The 23381-nt window shown below is 63.6% G+C and carries 16 protein-coding genes; 8 read left to right on the top strand and 8 right to left on the bottom strand.

The genetic code is table 11. The features are described 5' to 3' along the window. Positions 1-41 precede the first annotated feature (41 nt). The 3 genes from AC1DYW_RS11525 to AC1DYW_RS11515 all read left to right on the top strand — a co-directional run bounded on the left by AC1DYW_RS11525 (position 42) and on the right by AC1DYW_RS11515 (position 3464). Complete coding sequence (locus AC1DYW_RS11525) at positions 42-1505, top strand: AMP nucleosidase (RefSeq protein ID WP_477226222.1); 1464 nt, start codon at positions 42-44, stop codon at positions 1503-1505. A gap of 280 nt (positions 1506-1785) precedes the next feature. Then, positions 1786-2808 (top strand): endonuclease/exonuclease/phosphatase family protein, encoded by a 1023-nt coding sequence (locus AC1DYW_RS11520; RefSeq protein WP_477226221.1) that lies wholly within the window; start codon positions 1786-1788, stop codon positions 2806-2808. 149 nt (positions 2809-2957) lie between these two features. Beyond that, the gene (locus tag AC1DYW_RS11515) at positions 2958-3464 is read left to right on the top strand and encodes a GNAT family N-acetyltransferase (RefSeq protein ID WP_477226220.1); all 507 of its coding nucleotides are present in this window, start codon (positions 2958-2960) and stop codon (positions 3462-3464) included. Positions 3465-3531: 67 nt separating this feature from the next. On the opposite strand, the gene AC1DYW_RS11510 is transcribed toward AC1DYW_RS11515, so the two are convergent. Beyond that, positions 3532-4131, bottom strand: a complete 600-nt coding sequence (locus AC1DYW_RS11510; protein ID WP_477226219.1) for a DUF922 domain-containing protein — start codon at positions 4129-4131, stop codon at positions 3532-3534. A 62-nt stretch (positions 4132-4193) separates the two neighbouring features. Then, entirely contained in the window at positions 4194-5873 is a 1680-nt protein-coding gene (locus AC1DYW_RS11505) for an electron transfer flavoprotein-ubiquinone oxidoreductase (RefSeq protein WP_477226218.1), read from the bottom strand. Between the two features lie 220 nt (positions 5874-6093). Here AC1DYW_RS11505 and AC1DYW_RS11500 point away from each other — a divergent pair, with 220 nt between their 5' ends. The 3 genes from AC1DYW_RS11500 to AC1DYW_RS11490 all read left to right on the top strand — a co-directional run bounded on the left by AC1DYW_RS11500 (position 6094) and on the right by AC1DYW_RS11490 (position 8631). Beyond that, a complete protein-coding gene (locus AC1DYW_RS11500; RefSeq protein ID WP_477226217.1) occupies positions 6094-6738 on the top strand; it encodes a hypothetical protein in 645 nt (214 codons plus the stop codon). Positions 6739-6788: 50 nt separating this feature from the next. Further along, a complete protein-coding gene (locus AC1DYW_RS11495) occupies positions 6789-7661 on the top strand; it encodes a uracil-DNA glycosylase (RefSeq protein WP_477226216.1) in 873 nt (290 codons plus the stop codon). Positions 7662-7818: 157 nt separating this feature from the next. Further along, on the top strand, positions 7819-8631 hold the full coding sequence (locus tag AC1DYW_RS11490) for a helix-turn-helix domain-containing protein (RefSeq protein ID WP_477226215.1): 813 nt from the start codon (positions 7819-7821) through the stop codon (positions 8629-8631). Between the two features lie 95 nt (positions 8632-8726). On the opposite strand, the gene AC1DYW_RS11485 is transcribed toward AC1DYW_RS11490, so the two are convergent. Next, positions 8727-9701, bottom strand: a complete 975-nt coding sequence (locus tag AC1DYW_RS11485) for a DMT family transporter (protein ID WP_477226214.1) — start codon at positions 9699-9701, stop codon at positions 8727-8729. A 91-nt stretch (positions 9702-9792) separates the two neighbouring features. Beyond that, positions 9793-12099 carry a xanthine dehydrogenase family protein molybdopterin-binding subunit gene (locus AC1DYW_RS11480; protein WP_477226213.1) on the bottom strand — a complete coding sequence of 769 codons (2307 nt, stop codon included), beginning with the start codon at positions 12097-12099 and terminating at the stop codon, positions 9793-9795. A 157-nt stretch (positions 12100-12256) separates the two neighbouring features. Between AC1DYW_RS11480 and pepN the strand changes: the two genes are divergently transcribed. Then, positions 12257-14902: an aminopeptidase N gene (gene pepN / locus AC1DYW_RS11475; protein ID WP_477226212.1), complete on the top strand. Its 2646-nt coding sequence runs from the start codon at positions 12257-12259 to the stop codon at positions 14900-14902. 171 nt (positions 14903-15073) lie between these two features. Beyond that, on the top strand, positions 15074-17395 hold the full coding sequence (locus AC1DYW_RS11470; RefSeq protein ID WP_477226211.1) for a PAS domain-containing sensor histidine kinase: 2322 nt from the start codon (positions 15074-15076) through the stop codon (positions 17393-17395). 48 nt (positions 17396-17443) lie between these two features. Here the strand turns inward: AC1DYW_RS11470 and AC1DYW_RS11465 are convergent, their stop codons facing one another. Genes AC1DYW_RS11465 through AC1DYW_RS11450 form a run of 4 tightly spaced genes read right to left on the bottom strand, consistent with a single transcriptional unit; the run spans position 17444 to position 23168 of the window. Continuing rightward, a complete protein-coding gene (locus tag AC1DYW_RS11465) occupies positions 17444-17923 on the bottom strand; it encodes an EF-hand domain-containing protein (RefSeq protein WP_457151970.1) in 480 nt (159 codons plus the stop codon). A gap of 49 nt (positions 17924-17972) precedes the next feature. Continuing rightward, complete coding sequence (locus AC1DYW_RS11460) at positions 17973-21011, bottom strand: bifunctional [glutamine synthetase] adenylyltransferase/[glutamine synthetase]-adenylyl-L-tyrosine phosphorylase (RefSeq protein ID WP_477226210.1); 3039 nt, start codon at positions 21009-21011, stop codon at positions 17973-17975. Further along, positions 21011-22486, bottom strand: coding sequence for a sensor histidine kinase (locus tag AC1DYW_RS11455; protein WP_477226209.1), 1476 nt, complete (start codon positions 22484-22486; stop codon positions 21011-21013). Before AC1DYW_RS11455 ends, AC1DYW_RS11460 begins: the two co-directional genes overlap by 1 nt. A 7-nt stretch (positions 22487-22493) precedes the next feature. Then, a complete protein-coding gene (locus AC1DYW_RS11450; RefSeq protein WP_167392270.1) occupies positions 22494-23168 on the bottom strand; it encodes a response regulator transcription factor in 675 nt (224 codons plus the stop codon). Positions 23169-23381 lie beyond the last annotated feature (213 nt).

Below are 23381 nucleotides of genomic sequence, written 5' to 3'. Positions count from 1 at the left end.
TGGAAAAGCGAATCTACCCACAAGCCATCGAATCGGTCGTCATGCCGGAGCCTTTTGGCCGGCAAAGCTTTGATAGCCCCAAAAAGGCCGTCGCCGCACTGCAGGCGTTGTACGACCGCAACACCAAGTTCCTGCGCGATTCCTTCTCGGCACTGGCGACAGCGGGCGGCGACAACAGCAAGCGCTACCGCGCCTTCTACCCCGAGATCGGTGTCACCACCAATTCGTTCACCCAGATCGACTCGCGCCAGGCCTACGGCCATATGCCGACGCCGGGACATTTTTCGACCACCGTCACCCAGCCGGGCCTGTTCGAGAGCTACCTGGTCGAGCAGTTGCGCCTGATCATGCGCAATCATGGTGTCGCGGTCACCGTGTCGGAATCGACCACCCCCATTCCGCTGCACTTCGCCTTTCTCGAAGGCACCCATGTCGACGGCTCGGCCGCCGAGCGCATCAAGCGGCCGATCCGCGACCTGTTCGACGTGCCGGACCTCGACGGCACTGACGACCAGATCGCCAACGGCACATTCGAAGTGGCCTTCGGCGAACCACGGCCATTGGCGCCCTTTACGGCGCAGCGCATCGACTACTCGCTGCACCGCCTGTCGCACTATACGGCGACCACGCCGCAGCATTTCCAGAACTTCGTGCTGTTCACCAATTACCAGTTCTACATCGACGAGTTCGTTGCCCGGGCGCGCGACCTGATGGCCGGCGGCGGCGGCGGATATAGCGAATTCGTCGAGCCGGGCAATGTCATCACCAAGGGCGGGCAAAGCGCACCCAGCGAAGGGGTCGCGCCGCCACGCCTGCCACAAATGCCCGCCTATCATCTGAAGAAGCCGAACCATGGCGGCATCACGATGGTCAATATCGGCGTCGGGCCTTCCAACGCCAAGACCATCACCGACCATATCGCGGTGCTGAGGCCGCATGCCTGGGTCATGCTTGGCCACTGCGCCGGGCTGCGCAACACCCAGGCGCTCGGCGACTATGTGCTGGCGCATGCCTATGTGCGCGAGGATCACGTGCTTGACGACGACCTGCCGGTCTGGGTGCCGATCCCGCCGCTGGCCGAGATCCAGGTGGCGCTGCAGGAGGCGGTTGCCGAAGTCACCGGCCTGTCCGGCTATGACCTCAAGCGCATCATGCGCACCGGCACCGTCGCCACCATCGACAACCGCAACTGGGAGCTGCGCGACCAGCGCGGACCGGTGCAGCGTCTGTCGCAGTCGCGCGCCATCGCGCTCGATATGGAATCGGCGACCATCGCGGCCAACGGCTTTCGCTTCCGCGTGCCCTACGGCACGCTGCTGTGCGTTTCGGACAAACCCCTGCATGGCGAACTGAAGCTGCCCGGCATGGCGACCGAGTTCTACAAGCGGCAGGTGGCGCAGCACCTGACCATCGGCATCCGGGCGATGGAGAAACTCGCGGAAATGCCAATGGAGCGGCTGCATTCGCGCAAGCTGAGAAGTTTCTCGGAGACGGCGTTCCAATAGGCCGATCGCGCATCGCCTAGAGCGTGTCTCGTTGAAACCACCAGGCACTTTTGGGCGACATGCTTTTGTTTTACGCATGTCGTTGCCCCAAAACCACTAGGCACTTTTGGGCGACATGCATTTGTTTTATGCATGTCGTTGCCCCAAAACCGCTGGGCACTTTTGGGCGACATGCATTGGGCATCCAGTCATCTTGATTGGGCCGCATTTTTGCCGATAACCGTGCAGCACCACAGTTGGCAACCCGTGCAGACCTGAGCCGATGAGACGCAGTCGAGACATGGCAGCTTCACTGGCATTCATCGCGATGATGATGTTCTCGGTTGCCCTGGTCGCCGGGTTCTTCGGCGCCTTGCACCCGGCCTTCGATTCCTTCTCGCATTTCCGCGTTCATCTTGCCGTGCTGATGGCGCTTTGCGCGCTGCCGCTGCTGGCCACGACATTTCGCCTGCAAGCCGCCGCGGCCCTGCTTTTTGCCGTGGCGGCCTTTGCCACGACAATCAACGCGCTACCGCAACTGTGGCCGGTGGAGGCGGTCGCCAAGCCCTCTGGCCAGATGGTCTACAAGCTGCTGCAGATGAACCTGCGCTACGACAATCCAACGCCGAAGAAGGTGCTGTCACTGATCGGCCGGACCAATCCCGATGTGATCACCCTCGACGAGGTGTCGGCGATGTGGACGACCGAGCTAGGCTATATCAGCAGCGCCTATCCATACCGGATCCTCTGCCCCTACCCCAACGGCATATTCGGCGTCGCGTTGCTCTCGCGGCGGCCCTTTGCCGCCGGCACCGAACCGCATTGCGAGCGGCGCGGCGCCATGGCGACAGCGACCGTCGACTTCGGCGGCATTGGCGTCGATGTCGCGGCGATCCATCTCAGCTGGCCTTGGCCACGCGAGCAGCACTGGCAGATCGGTGAGCTTACCGAATCGCTCTCATCGCTCGGCGAGACGGCCATCATGGCGGGCGACTGCAACGCCGTGCCATGGAGCGCCGCAGTGCGCCGCGTCGCCGCGCTCGGCGGGCTGACCGTCATGCCATCCGCCGGACCGACCTGGACATACATCAAGCTGCCGGACTTCCTGCGGCGTTTCGCCGGCCTGCCGATCGACCAGGTTTTCAGCAAGGGCGGGGTGACCATTCATTCCGCGACACGGCTGGAAGAAACCGGCTCCGACCATCTGCCGGTGCTGGTCGAGTTCTCGCTCAGGCTGAACGAGCAGAAGCCGACCGACGAACGCGAGACCGCGACTGTGTCGCTGACATCGGCCGGAAATACGCGAAACGGATATCGGGGTTAGAGGCCATTTGAAGATGGTCCTTCCGACAACCGGATTCCACTTTTTGGGATCATGCCCTACGGTCAGAGTTTGGACCCTTGGCGTGTTCGATTTGACATGGCTCGATGGTCCGCCGAAGGTCGGCCAGCTCAACATACGGGGTGCTGTACATGTCCCCCACCTTCATCGTCAGACCCGCCACGCCAGAGGACGAGCCTGGGGTAAGCGAGTTGCTTCTCGCTTCATACCCCGGCCTGATGCGCACGGCATACGATCAGACCACTCTTGAAGCTGCGCTGCCTTTGATCACTCGCGCAAACCCTGCGCTGCTTTCGGCTGGCACCTACTATCTCGCGGTCAATGAAGATGGCTTTGCCGCCGGCTGCGGCGGTTGGTCCCGGGAACGTCCGGGAAGCTCCGAGGTGAAGCCCGAACTCGCGCACATCCGACATTTCGCCACTCGTCCCGAATGGCTGGGCCGCGGGATCGGACGCCAGCTTTACCGGCGTTGCGAAGAAGATGCACGCTCGTCCGGTGTGCGCCGCTTCGAATGCCAGGCAAGTCTCAACGCAGAAGGGTTCTATGCAGCCTTGGGCTTCATCTCGGTAGGGCGGATCGAAGTGCGCATTGGCCCCGGGCCGATGTTGCAGTCCGTCCTGATGGAACGGACCATTTGACTGTCAAGCCTGGCGCTCTGTGCTCGTTCCCGTCGATCGGGCAGCCAATTTGAGTGAGTTTTTGCCCCTAAGGCCGCTCCAGGGCCTCGACCAGATATTCTACGTGACCGCCTTCCCGGTGTTCGCGCGCGTCGAAGGCATTCTGCCTGGCTTCATAGTCGACAAAAACCGCGTCGATCCGCCGCCGCGCCTCACGCCGTGCCTTGGAACACTGGGAGTCATTGGGGACTGTCAGGCCCCTGAGCGACTTCTCGGTCGCACGCATCATCTGCCTGGCAATGTCGCCATGGGTCTCCTCATGCGTGCGAACGCCGGCGAAGAAACGCGCCCAGCGCTTGTCGAGGGCCGGCGGGAGGGCGGACGCGACACGGGGGTAGGTAAAATTCAGGTTGAGCGTTCCGTTGACTTGCCCGATGCGGCAGGTGCCCTTGACCTCAACAAGGTCGAACTCCCAAGCCTTTGTATAGCTGGTCTGTGCGATGGCGCGAGCCATGAAGCCATGCCTCGGCCCGTTGCGGTCCATGGACTCGATCAGAGCCTCTCCGGTCTTGCCGGAGATGTCGTATGTCTGCGTCTTGACCAGGATTTTTACGCCTGCCGATGCAGCCGTCGCGGAACCGCACAAGGCGCTGACGATCGCCAGACCTGAAAGAATGAGCAAGCGCATATCCGGCTCCTTTCCAACGACGATGGGTGGACCGGCGGCACAGTACCCCAGCGCGGTCCACTTTACATGCCTTGGTAGACCGGTCCCTCGCCGCCCTGCGGTGGGACCCAGTTGATGTTCTGGTTCGGATCCTTGATGTCGCAAGTCTTGCAGTGGACGCAGTTCTGCGCGTTGATAACGAAGCGCACGTCCTTCGCCGCCGGATCGGCGGCGGCGTTGCCATCCTTGTCTACCCACTCATAAACGCCGGCCGGACAATAGCGCGTCGAGGGTCCGGCAAAGACATCGTGTTCGGAGCGCTGCTGCAGGGCCATGTCGCCGACCAGCAGATGCACTGGCTCGTTTTCCTCGTGATTGGTGTTCGACAGGAACACCGAGGACAAGCGGTCGAAGGTCAGCACGCCGTCGGGCTTCGGATAGGCGATCTTCTGGTGCTGGGCGGCAGGCTCAAGCGTCGCATAGTCGGCCTTGCCATGCTTCAGCGTGCCGAAGGGCGAGACGCCGAACAGCGTGTTCAGCCACATATCGAGGCCGCCGAGACCGACGCCGACGATGGTGCCAAAGCGCGACCATAGCGGTTTGACATTGCGCACCTTCTTCAGGTCCTTGCCGATGTCGGTCGCCCGCCAGGCCGCTTCGTAGGAGGAGAGCTCGTCATTGGCGCGACCGGCTCCGATCGCCTCCGCGACATGTTCGGCCGCCAGCATGCCGGACAGCACCGCATTGTGCGAGCCCTTGATGCGCGGCACGTTGACGAAACCGGCCGCGCAGCCCATCAGCGCGCCACCGGGGAACGACAGTTTCGGCACCGACTGCCAGCCGCCTTCGGTGATGGCGCGCGCACCATAGCCCAGGCGCTTGGCGCCATCGAAGGTGCCTCTGATCGCCGGATGGGTCTTGAAGCGCTGGAATTCCTCGAACGGCGACAGCCAGGGGTTCTTGTAATTGAGGTGAAGCACGAAGCCGACCGCCACCTGGTTGTCCTCGAGATGGTAGAGGAACGAGCCGCCGCCGGTCTTCATGTCGAGCGGCCAGCCGAAGGAATGCTGGACCAGGCCCGGCCGGTGGTTTTCCGGCTTGACCTGCCAGAGTTCCTTGAGGCCGATGCCGTATTTGCCTGGCTCGCGGCCGTCGGACAGCTTGTATTTGGCGATCAACTGCTTGGCGAGCGAACCGCGCGCGCCCTCGCCGATCAGCACATATTTGCCCATCAGCGCCATGCCAGGCGCAAAGCCCGGGCCGTGCGTGCCGTCCTTCTCGACGCCCATGTCGCCGGTGACGACGCCGGTGACAGCGCCGTCCTCATTGTAGAGCAAGCCGGCCGCGGCAAAGCCCGGATAGATCTCGACGCCAAGCGCCTCGGCCTTGGTCGCAAGCCAGCGGCAGACATTGCCCAGCGAAACGATGTAGTTGCCGTGATTGTTCATCAGCGGCGGCATCAGGATATTGGGCAGGCGGAACGAGCCGGCCGGACCAAGCACCAGGAAATGATCGTCGGTCACCGGCGTCTTGAACGGGTGGCCTTCCTCGTCGCGCCAGCCCGGCAGCAGCCGGTCGATGCCGATCGGATCGACGACGGCGCCGGAGAGGATATGGGCGCCGACTTCACCGCCCTTTTCCAGGACGACGACCGAGAGTTCGGGATTGACTTGCTTGAGGCGGATGGCGGCGGCGAGGCCGGCCGGGCCGGCGCCGACGATAACCACGTCGAATTCCATGCTTTCGCGTTCGATGTCGCTCATCTACCCCTCCGCACTGGCTTATCCCATTCGGGTATCTTGCTGGCTCCCGCGCTGCATAGCGCATCAATTGGCGACAGGAAACCGGCGCATACGTGACAATGCCGTTTTGGCCAAAAAGTCGCGCGTCGCGAGGGCTTAGCGGCTGTTTTCGTCTTGCAGGGCCGTCGGCGCCTACGTTTTTAATTGTTCGGCGGCTCGCTTATCGGCCATACTTCATACCATGCGCATTCCTGGGCCAGGCGGCTTTTCATCGACGCGCTTTCCATCGACGCCCGGCCGGGCCTGCCGGGCGCTTCTTTTGGCCCTTCCGATGCTGGCACCGGGTCAGGTCGCCGCGGACGAGGTGAAGGTCTGGGCGACGGGCGCCTACTCCTTCTCCGACGAACTCGGCGGCTTCCACATCACCGGCGCTTCTGGCATCGGCACCAAGGACGATCCGCTGGTCATCACCGAAGAGCTGAATTCGTCAACCCCTGTGACGCTGACCATCCGCACGACAAAGCCGATCCAGGCCTTCGGCAAGGCCGGCGAATTCGCCAATGGCGTCATGTATATGCGCATCGACGTGCTCAACAACAGCGGCCAGGCCTGGGTCGAATTCCAGTTCGAGCTGCAGGAAATCCTGAACCAGCCAAGCGTGTTCGGCGACGGACTTTCGTTCGACCAGCGCAACAAGACACCGGACAATATCTGGTCGAGCAGTTTCGCCGATTTCGACCGCGATTTCGAACCCTACGACCGCCTGCTGTTCAAGAACGGTAAAGTCGACCCGCTGAAAACCGCCAGGTTCGAATTCCTGATGACCGACTATACGCCGCGCTGGACCTTCTATCTGGTGCAGGACCCACGCATACCGACGGGCTAGAGCAAGCGGCCAGCCTTGCAAATTCCCGTCATGCGGACGAATGTGCCGCCATGACTGCCGCTTCCCGAAACAACAGACAGGACCTTGCCGACCTGCTGGCCTTTTATGCCAGCGCCGGTGTCGACGAGGCGCTTGAAGACCAGCCGGTGAACCGGTTCGCAGAGGCGCCCAAACCAGCGGAGCGGCCGGTGGCGCCGTCCACCGACGCCGTTGCGCCACCTGGTTCGACGAACGCGTCGCGCCCCGAGCCGGCCGACAGAGCAAATCTTCCGCCCGTGGCGCGTGCACCGTCGATAACCGCTGCGGTTCCCGACGAGGCGCAGGCGGCGCTGGCGCGCCACCTGGCAACGACGGCAACGACCCTGGACGAGCTTCGCCAGCACATGGCGGCCTTCGACGGCTGCAATCTGAAGGCCACCGCCAAGAACCTGGTGTTCGCCGACGGCAACCCGGAGGCCGCCGTCATGCTGGTGGGCGAAGCCCCCGGCCGCGACGAGGACATCGAGGGCCTGCCCTTCGTCGGCCGCTCGGGCCGGCTGCTCGACCAAATGCTGGCGGCGATCGGGCTCGACCGCACGTCGGTCTATATCGCCAACGTCATTCCGTGGCGGCCGCCGGGCAATCGCACGCCGACGCCGCATGAGACCGAAATCTGCCGGCCGTTCATCGAGCGGCAGATCGAGCTGGTCAATCCGAAGGTGCTGATCAACCTCGGCGGCCCGTCAGCCAAGACCTTGCTCAACACTTCGGAAGGCATCTTGCGGCTGCGCGGCAACTGGCGCGTCCACACGACAGCTTCCGGCATCGCCATCCCGGCCATGCCAACGCTGCATCCGGCCTATCTCCTGCGGACCCCATCGCACAAGAAGCTGGCATGGCGGGATTTCCTCGAAGTGAAGGCGAAGCTGCGGGCACTCGCCTAAAAGCGCGTCGCGTTGAAACAGATTCAGGCGACGCGCTTTGGTCTTTGTTTTTATGCATGTTGCTGCCCCTAAACCGAGGCCCCTTTTGGGCGACATGCATCAGCGATGACCTCGCAGGTAATTGAAATACGGCTCTCGCCGGCCTAGTCATTCGCTCATGACAACACCCCAAAATTCCGCCGGCAGCCTCATTCGGGAATGGCGCACCCGCCGTCGCATGAGCCAGCTCGACCTCGCCATGGAAGCCGAAATCTCGCAGCGCCATCTGAGCTTCGTCGAGAGCGGGCGTGCCGCGCCCTCGCGCGACATGGTGCTGCATCTGGCCGAGCAATTGTCGATCCCGCTCCGGCAGCGCAACCAGTTGCTGCTTGCCGCGGGCTTTGCGCCGAGCTTCGGCGAGCGGTCGCTCAGCGACACGACGCTGGCGCCGGCAATGGCAGCCGTCGAGATCGTGCTCAAGGGACACGAGCCCTTCCCGGCGCTCGCCGTCGACAGGCACTGGAACCTGGTTTCGGCGAATGCCGCCATCGCTCCCTTCCTTGCCGATGTCAGCGAGGCTTCGCTGCTGGCGCCGCCGGTCAACGTGCTTCGGCTCAGCCTGCATCCGGGCGGCATCGCACCGCGCATCGTCAATCTCAAGGAATGGCGCACGCACCTGCTCGAGCGCCTCAAACACCAGAACGACGCCAGCGGCGACCCGGTGCTGATCGACCTGGAGCGCGAACTGCGGACTTATCCGTCCGGCTTGAACGGCAGCCGGCCGGCGCCGGTCGAGCCGAATGCCATAGTGCACCCGCTCAGGCTGGCGCATGGCGATCAGGTGCTGTCGTTCATCAGCACCATCACAGTGTTCGGGACGCCGCTCGACGTGACGCTGTCGGAACTGGCGATCGAATCGTTTTTCCCGGCCGACGAACAGACGAGGACGGTGCTGGTGCGACTGGCGAAGGAGCGGGCCGAACGATCGTAGCAGGGAAGCCTGACCCGGCCCTTCGCTATCGCTCCGGGCGCTGGTCGTTCGGAAAGCCAAGCAATTGGCTTTCCGTCCGCTATGCGGACCTCTCCTCACCCCTGAGGCAGAGTCGCCCTTCGCGTGCGGGTGCGCTGCAGACCAAGCTGGCGCTCGCGCCAGATGATGAAGATACCAGCGGCAATGACGATCACGCCACCGACAAGCATGTTGAGCGTGGCAACGTCGCCAAAGACGAGATAACCGACGACGACGCCAAGGATCATCGAGGTGTATTCGAAGGGCGCCACGACCGAGGCTTCGGCATGGCGATAGGCCGAAGTCATCAGGATCTGGCCGAGGCCGCCGCAGAAGCCGGCAGCAACCAGAAGAGCCGCCTGGAGCGGCGTCAGCGCCTGCCAGCCGAACGGCAGCGACAGCAGCGCCATGACGCTCGCCGTCACCGAAAACCACAGCACGATGGTCGCGGTGCGCTCGCTTTGCACGAGATTGCGCACCAGCAGCATGGCGACGGCCGAGATCGCCGCCGCGACAAGAGCGGCAATGACGCCGAGCACTTCCTGGTCGTCGAGCGCCTCGTCGGAACTCAGCAGCGTCAATTCCGGCCAGGAGATGATCAACACGCCGACCAGGCCGACGGCGACCGCGCTCCAGCGATAGACGCGGATGGCTTCGCCGAGGAAGATCGAGCTGAACACCACCACCAGCAGCGGCTGCGCATAGTTCAGCGTGATCGCCTCCGGCAGCGGCAGCCTCGTCAACGCGAAAAAGCCAAGTCCCATGGCGCAGACGCCGACGACACCGCGCGCAATGTGATTGAGCGGGCGCTTGGTCGAAAACGCAGTGCCGAGTTTTCCCTTGAAGGCGAGAAAGGCAATGATCGGAAAGATGGCGAAGAAGGAGCGGAAGAAGACGATCTGGCCCGCCGGCACGGTGCCCGCCGCCTTGATGCAGGTCGACATGCCGACGAAGACCGCCACCGAAACGATCTTGAGCGTGATGCCGGTGAGCGTGCTGTGCCCGACGGGATGGTCGCTGGCTGCTGCGGCCTGACCTGGTTTTGCTGTCACGAGTCTGATCCATCCCGATATGATCGGAATGGATCTCTGTTTTCTTGCCAGACCATAATCTTTTCCGAAAACCGGTTCCCACTTTTCGGGATCATGGTCTAGCCGCTTCCCGGATCGTTGCCCAGATGCGCGCCGGCGTCGCCGGCATGTCGATGTGCTTGACGCCGTAGGCACGCCAGAGCGCGTCGGTCACCGCATTGAGTGCTGCCGGTGTCGAGCCGATGGTGCCGGCTTCGCCCGCCCCCTTGATGCCGAGCGCATTGGTCGTCGAAGGCACGTTGCGGGTCTCGAAATGGAAGAATGGGAAATTGTCGGCGCGCGGCATGGCGTAGTCCATGAAGCTCGCCGTCAACAGCTGTCCATCCTCGCCGTAGATGGTGTCCTCGGTCAGCGCCTGGCCAATGCCTTGCACCACGCCGCCATGCACCTGACCGGCGAGCAGGATCGGATTCACAGTGACGCCGAAATCGTCGACGATGGTGTAGCGGACGATGTCAGTGGTGCCGGTGTCGGGGTCGATCTCGACCTCGCAGATATGGGTGCCGTTGGGATAGGTGCACTCGTCCTGCACGAACTCGCCGAACCCCTTGAGATCATCCGGCGTCCTGGCGGCCTTGGCGATGGCGGAAAAATCGATCGTACGGTCGGTGCCGACGATGCGGGCAACGCCGTCCGACAATTCGATGTCGCCGGCCGAGGCCTCCAGCTCATCGGCGGCGATGCGCTTGATCTTGTTGGCCAGATCCTCGCCGGCGCGCGACGCCGAAACGCCGCCGAGCGGAATGGAGCGCGAGCCGCCAGTGCCGCCGCCAGCCTTCAGCTCATCGGTATCACCCTGGCGGACATGGATCTTGTCGATGTCGAGATTGAGCTTTTCCGACAGGAACTGCGCGTAGGCGGTGGCATGCCCCTGCCCGTTGGTCTGGGTGCCGATCTTCAACGTCACCGTGCCGTCGCCGTTGAGTTCGACAAACGCCGGTTCCGACCCCGGAAAGGCGCAGGCCTCGATATAGGTCGCCATGCCGAGGCCACGGATCTTTCCACCTGCTTTCGACTGTTCGAGCCGCTGCGGAAAGGCCTTCCATTCCGCCTGTTCGATGGCGCGGGTCATGTGGCCTTCGAACTCGCCAGTGTCGTAGAGGCGGCCGGTCTGCGTGCGGTAGGGAAATTGCTCGGGCCGGATGAAATTGCGGCGCCGAATTTCTTCGACGGGCAGACCCAGATCGTGGGCGCAGGCGTCGACGAGCTTTTCCAGGAGGAACGCCGCTTCCGGGCGACCGGCGCCGCGATAGGCATCGACCGGGCAGGTGTTGGTGTAGAGGCCGGTGACCGACACGTCGAGCGCCTGGATGTCGTAGACGCCGGTCGACATGGTGACGCCGATATAGGGAATGTAGGGACCGTATTGCGAGACATAGGCGCCCATATTGGCGAGCAGGTCCACCTTCATGCCAAGGAACCGGCCATCCTTGTCCAGTGCCATCTCGGCCTTCACGACATTGTCGCGGCCTTGCGCGTCGGTCAGGAAGTGTTCGGTGCGGTCGCCCGCCCATTTCACCGGATGGCCAAGCCGCTTCGCCGCCTCGAGCACCAGCGGGTATTCGCGGTAGACGAAGCTCTTCGGCCCGAAACCGCCGCCGACATCCGGCGTGATGACACGCAGCTGGTCCTTCTTGATCTTGAACAGGCTGGCCAGGATGTACTGCATGGAATGCACGCCCTGTGACCCCGTGGTCAGCACGAAGCGGTTCTCCTCAACGTTCCACTCGCCGATCGCCGAGCGCGGCTCCATGTAGTTGCAGACCAGCCGGTTGTTGACGAATTCGATGCGGGTGACATGGGCGGCCCTGGCGAAAGCCGCGTCCGTCTTTTTCTTGTCGCCCGTATGGTAGCTGAAGGCCCGATTCGAACCGAGTTCCGGCCAGACCAGCGGCGTGCCTTCGGCGAGCGCCGTCGCCGTTCCGGACGCCGCATCTTCGCTATCATAGTCGACGTCGATCAGTTCGGCGGCATCCTGCGCCAAAGCGCGGCTGTCGGCGACAACGAAGGCAACGGCGTCGCCGACATAGTTGACGCGGTTGCGGCACAGGACCGGAATGTCGCGGGTCTGCGCCTTGGTGCCGTCCGGCTGTTGCTGCATGACGCCGGACTTGAGATCGCCGAGATGGGCAAGGTCCTTGCCGATCAGCACCAGATGCACGCCGGGTGCTGCCTTCGCCGCCTCGGTCGAACCGATGGTGAAGCTGGCCTTGGCGACCGGCGAGCGCAGGACATAGCCATGCAGGACGCCAGCCGGCTGGATGTCGTCCGTGTAGCGGCCCTGGCCCTGGATGAAGGCAGCATCCTCGCGCCGCAGCACGGATGCGCCCATCCCGAATTTCGGCGTGACGACGGTCATGGAGGCCTCGTGATGATGAATGGGAGGAGGAACGCCTGAAATAGGCGCCGTCTCAGTTTTGTCGAGGGGCTGTTTCGTGTAAAGAGCGCGGACTTCAAATTTCTTGGACCAGCGGAAACAATCCGCCGCCAACGCAATCGACAGGAAAACCCACGGAATGCGCACGGACACCGGCCAGGTCTTCAAGCTCGAAGACTACCGCCCCAATGATTACCTCATTCCGCAAACCAGCCTCACCTTCCGCCTTTCGCCAGACGCAACGCGCGTCACCGCCGTGCTCACGGTCGAGCGCCGTGATGGCGTATCCGCGTCGGCTCCACTGGTGCTCGACGGCGACGGGCTGATGCTCAAGCGCATCGAGATCGGCGGCAAGAAAGCGAAACCGGCCGATTTTCTGGTGACGCCAGACCAGCTGACCATCATCGAGCCGCCGGCCGCGCGGCGCTTCCAGCTGCTCATTGAGACCGAATTGGCGCCGGTGGGCAACGAAGCGCTCATGGGCCTTTACCGCTCGAGCAATGTCTACTGTACGCAATGCGAGGCCGAGGGCTTTCGCCGCATCACCTATTTCCTCGATCGCCCCGACATCCTGTCTGTCTACACAGTGCGCATCGAAGCCCTGCGCGACGAGGCGCCGCTGCTTTTGTCCAACGGCAACTTGGTCGACAAGGGTGACGTCGGCGATGGCTGGCACTTTGCTAGATGGCACGACCCCTTCCCCAAGCCGTCCTACCTGTTCGCGCTGGTGGCCGGCAATCTCGGCAAAGTTGCCGACAGTTTCGTCACCCTGTCCGGCCGCATGGTCGAGCTCGGCATCTATGTCGAGCCCGGCAAGGAGAAGCTAGCCGGCTACGCGATGGACGCCCTGAAGCGGTCGATGAAGTGGGATGAAGAGGCGTTCGGCCGCGAATACGACCTTGACGTCTTCAACATTGTCGCCGTGTCCGACTTCAACATGGGCGCGATGGAGAACAAGGGCCTCAACATCTTCAACGACAAATATGTGCTGGCCGATCAGGAGACGGCGACCGACGCCGATTTCGCCAATATCGAGGCGATCATCGCGCATGAGTATTTTCACAATTGGACAGGCAACAGAATCACTTGCCGCGACTGGTTCCAGCTCTGCCTGAAGGAAGGGCTGACGGTTTTCCGCGACCACGAATTCTCCGCCGATCAGCGCTCACGCGCGGTCAAGCGGATCGCCGAAGTGCGCACGCTGCGCGCCCACCAGTTTCCCGAGGACCAGGGCCCGCTGGCGCATCCGGTGCGGCCACGCCGCTACCGCGAGATCAACAATTTCTACACGGCGACGGTCTACGAGAAAGGCTCCGAAGTGGTGCGCATGATCCGCACCATTCTGGGGCCTGATGCCTTTCGTGCGGGCATGGACCTCTATTTCGAGCGGCACGACGGCGACGCGGCGACGATCGAGGATTTCATCAAGGTGTTCGAGGACGCGTCCGGCCGCGACCTGTCGCAGTTCGCGCTCTGGTACCACCAGGCGGGCACGCCCAATTTGACCATCAGTTCGACGCACAATCCGGCATCGCAGGAGTTCATGCTCGAAATCGAGCAGTCGGTGCCGCCGACACCCTCCGAAAGCCGCAAGCGGCTGATGCACATCCCGCTGGCCTTCGGCCTGATCGGCGGCGGCGGCCAGCCGGTCGACTATAGTGGGGTCGACGGCGCCAGCGTCGAGGACGGCGTCATCCATGTCCGCAAGCGCCGCCACATGGTGCGGTTCTCAGGTGTTGCCGAGCGACCGGCGGTGTCGCTCAACCGCGGTTTTTCGGCACCGGTGACGCTGTCCGTCGAGCAGAAGGCCGACGACCAGTTCTTCCTCGCCCGCCATGACAGCGACGCCTTCTCGCGCTGGCAGGCCTTCAACACGCTGTTGACCGACGCGCTGATTGCCGCCTTCCGCGAGATCCTCGGCGGCAGGCAGCCGGTTTTCGCGTCGCGGCTGACCGAACTCGCCGGCGGCATCGCCACCGACGAGACGCTGGAGCCGGCCTACCGGGCGCTGGCGCTGGCGCTGCCTGGCGAAGCCGACATTGCCCGCGATATCGGCAGCAACATCGACCCCGACGCCATCTACGCTGCCCGTGAGGCGCTTGCACTGGCGATCGGCACGGCCAACTCTGACAATTTTACCGGTCTCTACGACAGACTTGCCGACATAGCGGCGTTCAGCCCGGATGCGGCGAGCGCCGGACGACGGGCCTTGCGCAACACCCTGCTGGACTATCTCTCGATGCAGCCGGGGGGAGCAGCACTTGCCGCCGGACATTTCCAATCGGCGACCAATATGACAGACCGCGCCGCGGCCCTTGCCGTGCTTGCCCATCGCCACCACGGTTCGCCCCAGGCGATCCAGGCGCTGGTTGCATTCGAGACGACTTATGGCTCCGACCCGCTAATCATGGACAAATGGTTCCAGATCCAGGCCAGCGTGCCCGGTCCGCAGGCCGTCGACACGGTGCGCGCGCTGACCGCTCATCCCGCTTTCTCGATGCACAATCCGAACCGTGTGCGCTCGTTGATCGGCACCTTTTCCAGCGCCAACCAGACCGGCTTCCACCGCGCGGACGGCGAGGGCTACCGGTTCTTCTCGCAGACCGTGCTCGAGGTCGAAAAGCGCAATCCGCAATTGGCGGCGAGGCTGGCGACAGCACTCCGCTCATGGCGTTCACTCGAACCTGGCCGACAGGCCAAGGCCAGGGAAGCGCTGCTTTCGATCGCGAAAGCCGGAGACCTGTCAGCGGATCTGAGTGATATTGTCGATCGCACGCTGGCGTAGGCGTGCGCTCGCATCCGGAAAGGGCCGTTTCGGCACTATTTTAGTCAATTTTTAATCTTTTTTCGCCGGACCACTGGACAAGGCGAATCACCTTTGATTCTTTACTGACGATTCGGATGTGCGGCGTTTGCCGGATCAAAGCAGCATAGGCAACTTCGGGGAGTGCCATTTATGGCGAAGGCGGACGCGTGGGGCGCGCCCGGGGGGAAGGTTTTTGCGCATCGCGAGACGCGAAGCGACGGCCTTGCCGGGAACACGCGGCTCATCGCCGAACCGGCCTACCGGCGGCTTCTGGCCGCCGAGCCGCTGCTGCGCCGATCGATACCTGCCCTCATCATCACCTTCCTGATCGTCATCGCGGCGCTGCGGGTCCTGTCGCTGATGAACGAGCGCGACGATATCGAACGCAGCGCCAAGGCGATCCTCACGCTGGCGGCGGGTCAACTGGCGAGTTCGCTCGCCATCACTTCGGACACGGTGCCGGGCGCCATCCAGGACCTGTTGGAAACCACCAGCCGCCAGGGCGCGATGGGCCGCAGCCATGTGCTCGTCATCACAGACAGCGCTTTCAAGATCATCGCGGTGACACCGCGCTCGGTGCCATGGCAGAGCCATTCGCTCGACGGCCTCGTCGAGGGCGGCCAGCCATTGTTCATGTTCGGCGACCGCGCAGGCGTCATGGAGGTCAACATCGGTGGACGGGACTGGTATGCGGCGGTCAGCCTGGCGAACGGGCGAAAGGGTGCTGCGGCGGCACTGGTGCCTCAGGACGCGGTTTTCGACGCCTGGCGCAAGACTGTCTCGCTGAACGTCACCCTGTTCGTGCTGACGGCCGGCGTGCTGATCGTCATCCTCTACGCCTATTTCGGTCAGGCGGCACGCGCGCAGGCCGCCGATCGCATCTATCTCGAAGCGCATCAGCGCATCGACATGGCGCTGGTTCGCGGCCGCTGCGGCCTGTGGGACTGGGACATGGTGCGCGGCAAGATGTACTGGTCGCGCTCGATGTACGACATGCTCGGCTACAAGCCCTGCGACACGATGCTGTCCTTCGGCGAGGTCGACGAGATCATCCATCCCGAGGACGGCGACCTGTTCGAGCTCGCCAACAGAATCGTCGCCCGCGAAATCGACCATATCGACCAGGTTTTCCGCATGCGGCACGCCGACGGCCAATGGGTGTGGATGCGCGCCCGGGCACAGGTCATCGATCCCGAAGCGCCGGAGATCCAGCTGATCGGCATTGCCGTCGACGTCACCGAACAGCGTCATCTGGCGCTGCGTTCCGAGGCGGCCGACCTTCGCCTCAGAACGGCGATCGAAAACATCAACGAATCCTTTGTGTTGTGGGATTCGGCCCAGCGCCTGATCATGTGCAATTCCAAATACCAGCAGGACAATGGACTTTCGGACCGCGACGTCATGCCGGGCACCGCGCGCGCGGTGCTGGAAGACCGGATGCTGGCCTTTGCCTCCGAACGGCGGCTTGCCAACACCAGCGGGCTGCAGGGCGGCGCGACCTTCGAGCGGCAGCTGGCGGACGGCCGCTGGCTGCAGGTCAACGAACTGAAGACCCGGGACGGCGGCATCGTCTCCGTCGGCTCCGACATCACCCAGATCAAGCTGCACCAGGAGAAGCTGGTCGACAGCGAGCGCCGGCTGATGGCGACGATCCATGATCTGAGCCTCGCCCGCCGGGCCGAAGAGGAGCGATCGCGCGAACTGGTCGACCTCAACCGCAAATACATGAAGGAAACCGAACGCGCCGAGGCGGCGAACCGGGCGAAGTCCGAATTCCTCGCCAATATGTCACACGAACTGCGCACGCCGCTGAACGCCATCATCGGCTTCTCCGAACTGATGGAACAGGGCCTGTTCGGTCCGCTGGGGTCGGAGCGCTACGAGGAATATGCCACCGACATCAACAGCAGCGGCAAATATCTGCTGGGCGTCATCAACGACATTCTCGACATGTCCAAGATCGAGGCTGGCCAATTCTCGCTGGACCAGGAACAGATCGACCTCGGTCCGCTGATCAGCGAGACGGTTCGCGTCGTCTCGCTGCAGGCGGCGCAAAAGGCGATCACCGTGGAAACACGTATCGCCGACGCGCTGACGCTGTTCGCAGATCGCCGTGCGATCAAGCAGATCGTCATCAACCTCTTGTCCAACGCGGTGAAATTCACCGGCCAGGGCGGCCACATATCGGTCAGGGCCCGCAACACTTCCGGCGCGCTTGTATTGACCATCGAGGATAATGGCTGCGGCATCCCTAAAGACGCGCTCGGCAAGCTCGGCCGACCCTTCGAGCAGGTGCAGAACCAGTTTTCCAAGAGCCACGCCGGATCCGGCCTGGGCCTCGCCATCTCACGCTCGCTGGCCGAGCTCCAGGGCGGTGCGCTGAAAATCCGTTCGACCGAAGGTGTCGGCACAATCGTGTCGGTGCGCATTCCGGTGAAGAAGGCCGCGCCGGCGATCAAGGTCGCGGCCTGAGCAACCACAGGCTCCGACTGACGTCGCCGGAGCCTGGATCGGACAGCCTCACTGCATGCCGCCTTCGTTGTCGTCGCCATCCCATTCACGATGACGGCCAAAGCGGCCGCCTTTCGGCAGTTCGCTCTTCTCGATCTTGCCGTCATTGTTCCTGTCGAGCATGGCAAAGACCTTCTTCTGGCGACTGGTGATGTCGTCTGATGTCAGCGTGCCATCGCCCCTGGTGTCGTAGCGGGCGATGATGCGTTTGGCCATCTGCTCAAAACGCGCCTTCTCCAGCGCATCGGCGAGTTGGGCGACGGTCAGTTTGCCGCCATTGTCGGCGACGAGTTTCTTCAGCCGCGCGTTCATGGCGTCGGAAAACTGGTCGAAGCTGATGGTGCCGTTGGAATCGCTCATCGCCTTGCTGAGGCGCATCATCGTGCCCTCGCGCAGCTTTTCGCTGGCATTGTTTTCGGCATAGGCCGTGGTGCCGACGGCGCCGGCCAGGGCGACGAAGGCAAGGGCAAGTTTGGTTGTCGTTCTCATGGTCTTCTCCTGTTACATCGTCACCCCCGATGCGGCCTGACGAACGGCTTCACAGTCGTCCGGCACGAAGCAAAAGGTCAAAGTCCTTGCTGACCTTTTGCGACGTCTCCTTGAGGTGCGCTTCCAGCACACCGAAATCCGGCAGGTCAGTCACCGCCAGAAGCAGATCCGAAAGCCCCGGCGGAACATCGTCGCGCTCGAAGGCTCCGGTGAGGCACAGCCGCGTCATCTGGGTCAGCGCCAGATAGAGCGCGTAGGCTTCGCCAAGTTCCTGCCTGACCCCGGCATCGGCGAAGCCCGGCGCCAGGCGGGACAGGATTTCGGCCGTGCCGGTGGCACGTCTAACGGCCGGGGCACGTGCAACGGCCGGGGCACGTGCAACGGCCGGGGCACGTGCAATTGGCACGGCCGGGGCACTCGGGCCGGCTTCGACCTGCCCGGTGAGCACGGCCACCTGGGCGATGAATTCGAGATCGATCAGGCCGCCGGGGATCAGCTTGATGTCCCATAGGTCGCGCGGCGGCTTTTCCTTTTCGATCATGGCGCGCATATCCGAGGCCCCGGCCATCACTTTTGCCGCGTCGCGCGGCTGGCCAAGCACTGCCGCCACTTCCGCCTCAACCTCGCTGCACAGGTCGGCATCGCCGGCAATGGTACGCGCCCGCGACAGCGCCATGTGCTCCCACGTCCAGGCCTCCTGGCGCTGGTACTTCTTGAAGGCATCGACATGGGTGGCTACAGGCCCCTTGTTGCCGGATGGCCGCAGGCGCAGGTCGAGTTCGTAGAGCACGCCTTCCGCGGTTGGCGCGGACACGGCCGCGATCAGCCGCTGCGTCATGCGGGTGTAGTAATGCGAAGGCGCCAGCCGCTTGTCGCCATCGGATTCTTCGGCATCCGGCGCGTGGTCGTAGAGCAGGATGAGGTCGACGTCCGATCCGGCGGTCAGCTCGCGGCTGCCGAGCTTACCCATGCCGAGCAGCGAAACCACGCCGCCGGCAATCGTGCCGTGGCGTGCCGCGAATTCGGCGGTCACCGCCTGTAACGCCGCCTCGATGGTGAGATCCGCAAGATCGGAAAAGGCGCGGCCGGCCCGAGCCGGATCGATCGAGCCGGCCAGCAAGCGGACACCGATCAGGAACTTTTGCTCGGAGGCAAAAATGCGCAGCCGGTCGAGCACGTCCTCATAAAGCCGGTCGCCCTCGACAAAGGCGGAAAGCCGCGCCGACAGGTAGGCACGGTCCGGCAATTCGGTCAGCAAGGCCGGGTCGAGCAAGCCATCGAAGACATGCGGTCGGCGCGTGATGATCGCCGCCAGCCGGGGTGCGGCACCCATGATCGTCGCCATGAGCTTCAACAGCGCCGAATTGGATTGCAGCAAGGAGAACAGCTGGATACCGGCAGGCAGGCCGGCGAGAAACTCGTCGAAGCGTGTCAAGGCTTCGTCGGCCCGGCGCGTCTGGCCGAAGGACCGCAGCAGCGCCGGCGTCAGTTCCGTCAGCCGCTCGCGGGCTTCCGCCGACCGGGTGACGCGATAGCGGCCGAAATGCCAGCCGCGGATGACGCGGCAGATGTCGCTCGGCCGCTGAAAGCCGAGGCCGTGCAAGGTCCGCAGCGTGTCGGGATCGTCGACATCGCCGGTGAAGACCAGATTGCCGATGCCCGTCGAAAGCTCGGGCGCGGTTTCGAACAGGGCTGCGTAGTGGCGTTCGACCTGTTGCAGCGAGGCGCGGAAGGCCTGGGAAAAGGCGGCGGCGTCGGCAAAGCCGAGCATGCGGGCGATGCGCTCCAGCCCTTCATCGTCTTCCGGCAGCGTGTGCGTCTGCTCGTCGGCAACCATCTGCACGGCATGTTCGACACGGCGCAGGAACCAGTACTGTCGGGCCAGCGCATCGCGGGCGTCTGAAGTGATCCAGCTGCGCGCCGCAAGCTGGCCGAGCATCGGCACGGTCTCTCGCCCGCGCAGTTCCGGGAAACGTCCGCCGGCGATGAGCTGCTGGGTCTGGACGAAGAACTCGATCTCGCGGATGCCGCCGCGCCCGAGCTTGACGTTGTGGCCCTTCACGGCGATCTCGCCATGGCCCTTGTGGGCGTGGATCTGGCGCTTGATCGAATGGACATCGGCAATCGCCGCGTAGTCCATGTATTTGCGCCAGATGTAGGGCTGCAACTCCTTGAGGAAGGCAGCGCCGGCGGCGAGGTCGCCGGCGACTGGACGCGCCTTGATCATCGCGGCGCGCTCCCAGTTCTGGCCGCGCGCCTCATAATAGCGCAGCGCTGCCTCGACCGGGATCGCCAGCGGTGTCGAACCGGGATCGGGGCGCAACCTGAGATCAGTGCGGAAGACATAACCGTGCTCGGTGCGGTCCTGCAGGATGCGCACCAGGCGACGCGTCAGGCGCGAAAACAGCTCGGTGGCATCAAGTGGATCAACGACGGCGGGCGCTTCCGGATCGAAGAAGACGACGAGATCGATGTCGGAGGAAAAATTCAGCTCGTGCGCGCCAAGCTTGCCCATGCCGAGCAGGATCCAGCCCGATTGCCTCGACGGATCGTCGAGATCCGGCAGCTTGAGCTTGCCCTGGCCATGCGCGTCGCGCAGCAGGAAGTCGACGGCAGCGCGGGTGCAAGCGTCGGCCAGATCGCTTAGCCGCCGCACCGTCAGCGCCGTTTCGGCTTCGCCGGCAAGATCGGCCAAAGCGATCAGGAAATGCGCCTCGGCCTTCCACAGGCGCAGTTCCATCATCAGGCCGGATTCCGAGACCGCCTCGGCCAAATGCGCCTGGCCGATGGCGGCGCCGATCGCTTTCAGCCGCGCCTCGACCGTCTGTTCGAACAGGCCGTCCAAAATCTGCGGCCGGCGACGCGCCGTATCGCGCAGGAACGGCGACAGATCGAAGACAGCTTTCAGGAAATCCTGGCCTGTCCCCGTGCCGGACAGGAATTTGGCCAACCGCGCCAGCCCTTCTTCCCGCGCCGCGGAAGTGATCTCGGCGAGCTCTTGCCGAGCCCGACTTTCATCGAGCGGAGCAAGCCTGGCGACCGGCTTCAGCAGCCAATCCGTCTCCACCTGCTTCGCAGCCGCACTCATCAGTGATCCTCCCGCGAGGGGAAACTCATGACCACGGATAATCCGGGATTGCCAGGCAAGAGATCAAGCCGGCCATTGTGGAAGGTCATGACCGCCTTGGCGAGGCTCAGGCCAAGACCAGAACCCGGCTGCGAACGGCTTTTCTCCAGCCGCACGAAACGCTCGGTCGCGCGGGCACGGTCGCCATCGTCGGGAATGCCCTGGCCATTGTCGGCAACCGACAGTCGAACTTCGGTACCGATCCGCTCAACAGCCACGCGCACGGCCGGTTGGGCGTTGGAGTCGGTCGAATATTTGATGGCGTTGTCGACGATGTTCGACAGTGCCTGGCCGATCAATTCGCGGTTGCCGTTGACGAAGACCGTTTCCCGCACGTCTGTCTCCAGCGAGACGCCTGCCTCCTCCGCCACCGGTTCGTAGAGCTCGACGACATCGCGCACGGCTTCCGCAAGATCGACGCGGTTGGTGTTCTCTGAGGAGTAGCCAGCCTCCAGCCGGGAGATCATCAGGATGGCGTTGAAGGTTTTTATCAGCTGGTCGGATTCGGCAATCGTGCCTTCCAGCGCCTGACGGTAATCGGTGGTCTTGTGCTTGCCCGCAAGCGTCGCCTCGGCCCGGTTGCGCAGCCGGGTCAGCGGCGTCTTCAAATCATGCGCGATGTTGTCGGAAACCTGTTTCAGGCCTTCGTTGAGCGTGGCGATCCTGGCCAGCATGGAATTGAGGTTTTCGGATAGCCGGTCGAACTCGTCACCGGCGCCGGTCACCGGCAACCGGCCGGAAAGATCGCCGCCCATGATGCGGCGGCTGGCTTCCGACACGCTGTCGATGCGCTTCAGCGCGGCGCGGCCGACAAAGAACCAGATCAGCAGTCCGCCCAGCCCCATCATGCCAAGCGCCAGCATCAGGGCGCGGCGGATGACGGCGCGGAACCGCTCCGGCTCGCCGAGATCGCGGCCGACCAGCATGATCATCTGGTTGGGCAGCCGAAGCACCAGCGCGATGGCGTTGTGGCCCTTCTCGCCCTGCGCCTGCGGTTCGTTCGGATCGGATTGAGTGGTGCTCTGGTCCGCCGGCAGATTGCGCTGCCGCTCGAGCTCTCCCTCACCAAAGCGCTGATAGGAGAACGGGCTGTTGGTCCAGCCTTCGGTTTCGAGCACGCCCGGCTCCAGGCTCTGCACGTTGCCGGTCAGGATCTGGCCGTTGGCGTCGGCGATCAGATAGAGGTTGGCGCCGGGCTGGCGCGAGCGCTGCTCGACGACGCGCACCAGGATCGGCAGACCGCCACGCTGATAGGCGCGAGCGAGGCCGAGCACTTCGTCGTTGATGGTCTCCTGCGTCTGCGCGGTCAGCATGCGCGCCGACAGCGAGGTCATGTAGAAGACGAGCAGCACGGCGCAGAGCGCGAAGAGCAGGAGGTAGAGCGCCGAAAGCCGCGCTGCCGTCGTCTTCATGATGGCTGGCACGGATAGGGCCATGCTGCTGCTAGCCGCTCTTCAGCATGTAACCGGCGCCGCGAACGGTATGCAGTATGGACTTGTCGAAGCCCTTCTCGATCTTGCCGCGCAGCCGCGAAACATGGACGTCGATGACGTTGGTCTGCGGATCGAAATGATAGTCCCAGACATTTTCGAGCAGCATGGTGCGCGTCACCACCTGGCCGGCATGGCGCATCAGATACTCCAGCAGGCGGAATTCGCGCGGCTGCAGCGTAATCTCGCGCGCCGCGCGGCGGACCGAATGCGACAGCCTGTCGAGTTCCAGATCGCCGACGCGGTAGACGGTTTCCGCTTCCTTGGCGCTGGCGCGGCGGTTCAGCACCTCGACACGGGCCAGAAGCTCCGAGAAGGCATAGGGCTTGGTCAGATAGTCGTCGCCGCCGGCGCGCAGGCCGGTGACCCGGTCGTCGACCTCGCCGAGCGCCGACAGGATCAGCACCGGCGTCGTGTTGCCCCTGGACCTCAGGCCGGCAATGACCGACAGGCCGTCGCGGCGCGGCATCATCCGGTCGATGACCATCACGTCGTAGTCGCCAGCGTCGGCGAGCGCAAAGCCGGTTTCGCCGTCTCCGGCAACATGGGCAGTGTGACCGGCCTCGGCGAAGGCTTTCTGCAAGTAATCCGCAGCCTCGCGATCGTCTTCTATGACGAGAATCTTCATAGGACTGTTATACGCGATTTCGCTGGAAGGTTGAGTGGCAGACATCTGCATTGTGGCCTTTGCCAAAGCGCATCGCGATCAAGATCATCCGAAGCCGCGCGCGAAAAAAATCCTTGTCCCGACCTCGTTGCGCCAAGACCGCTGAAACGCTTTTTGACGACATGCCTTGAGGGTGCGGCAGCGGGCGATGGGAAGCCCGCTGCCGCCGGGGAG

It is taken from the genome of Mesorhizobium sp. P2_D5 (assembly GCF_056404355.1).
This window is presented reverse-complemented; position numbering and strand designations above follow the sequence as displayed.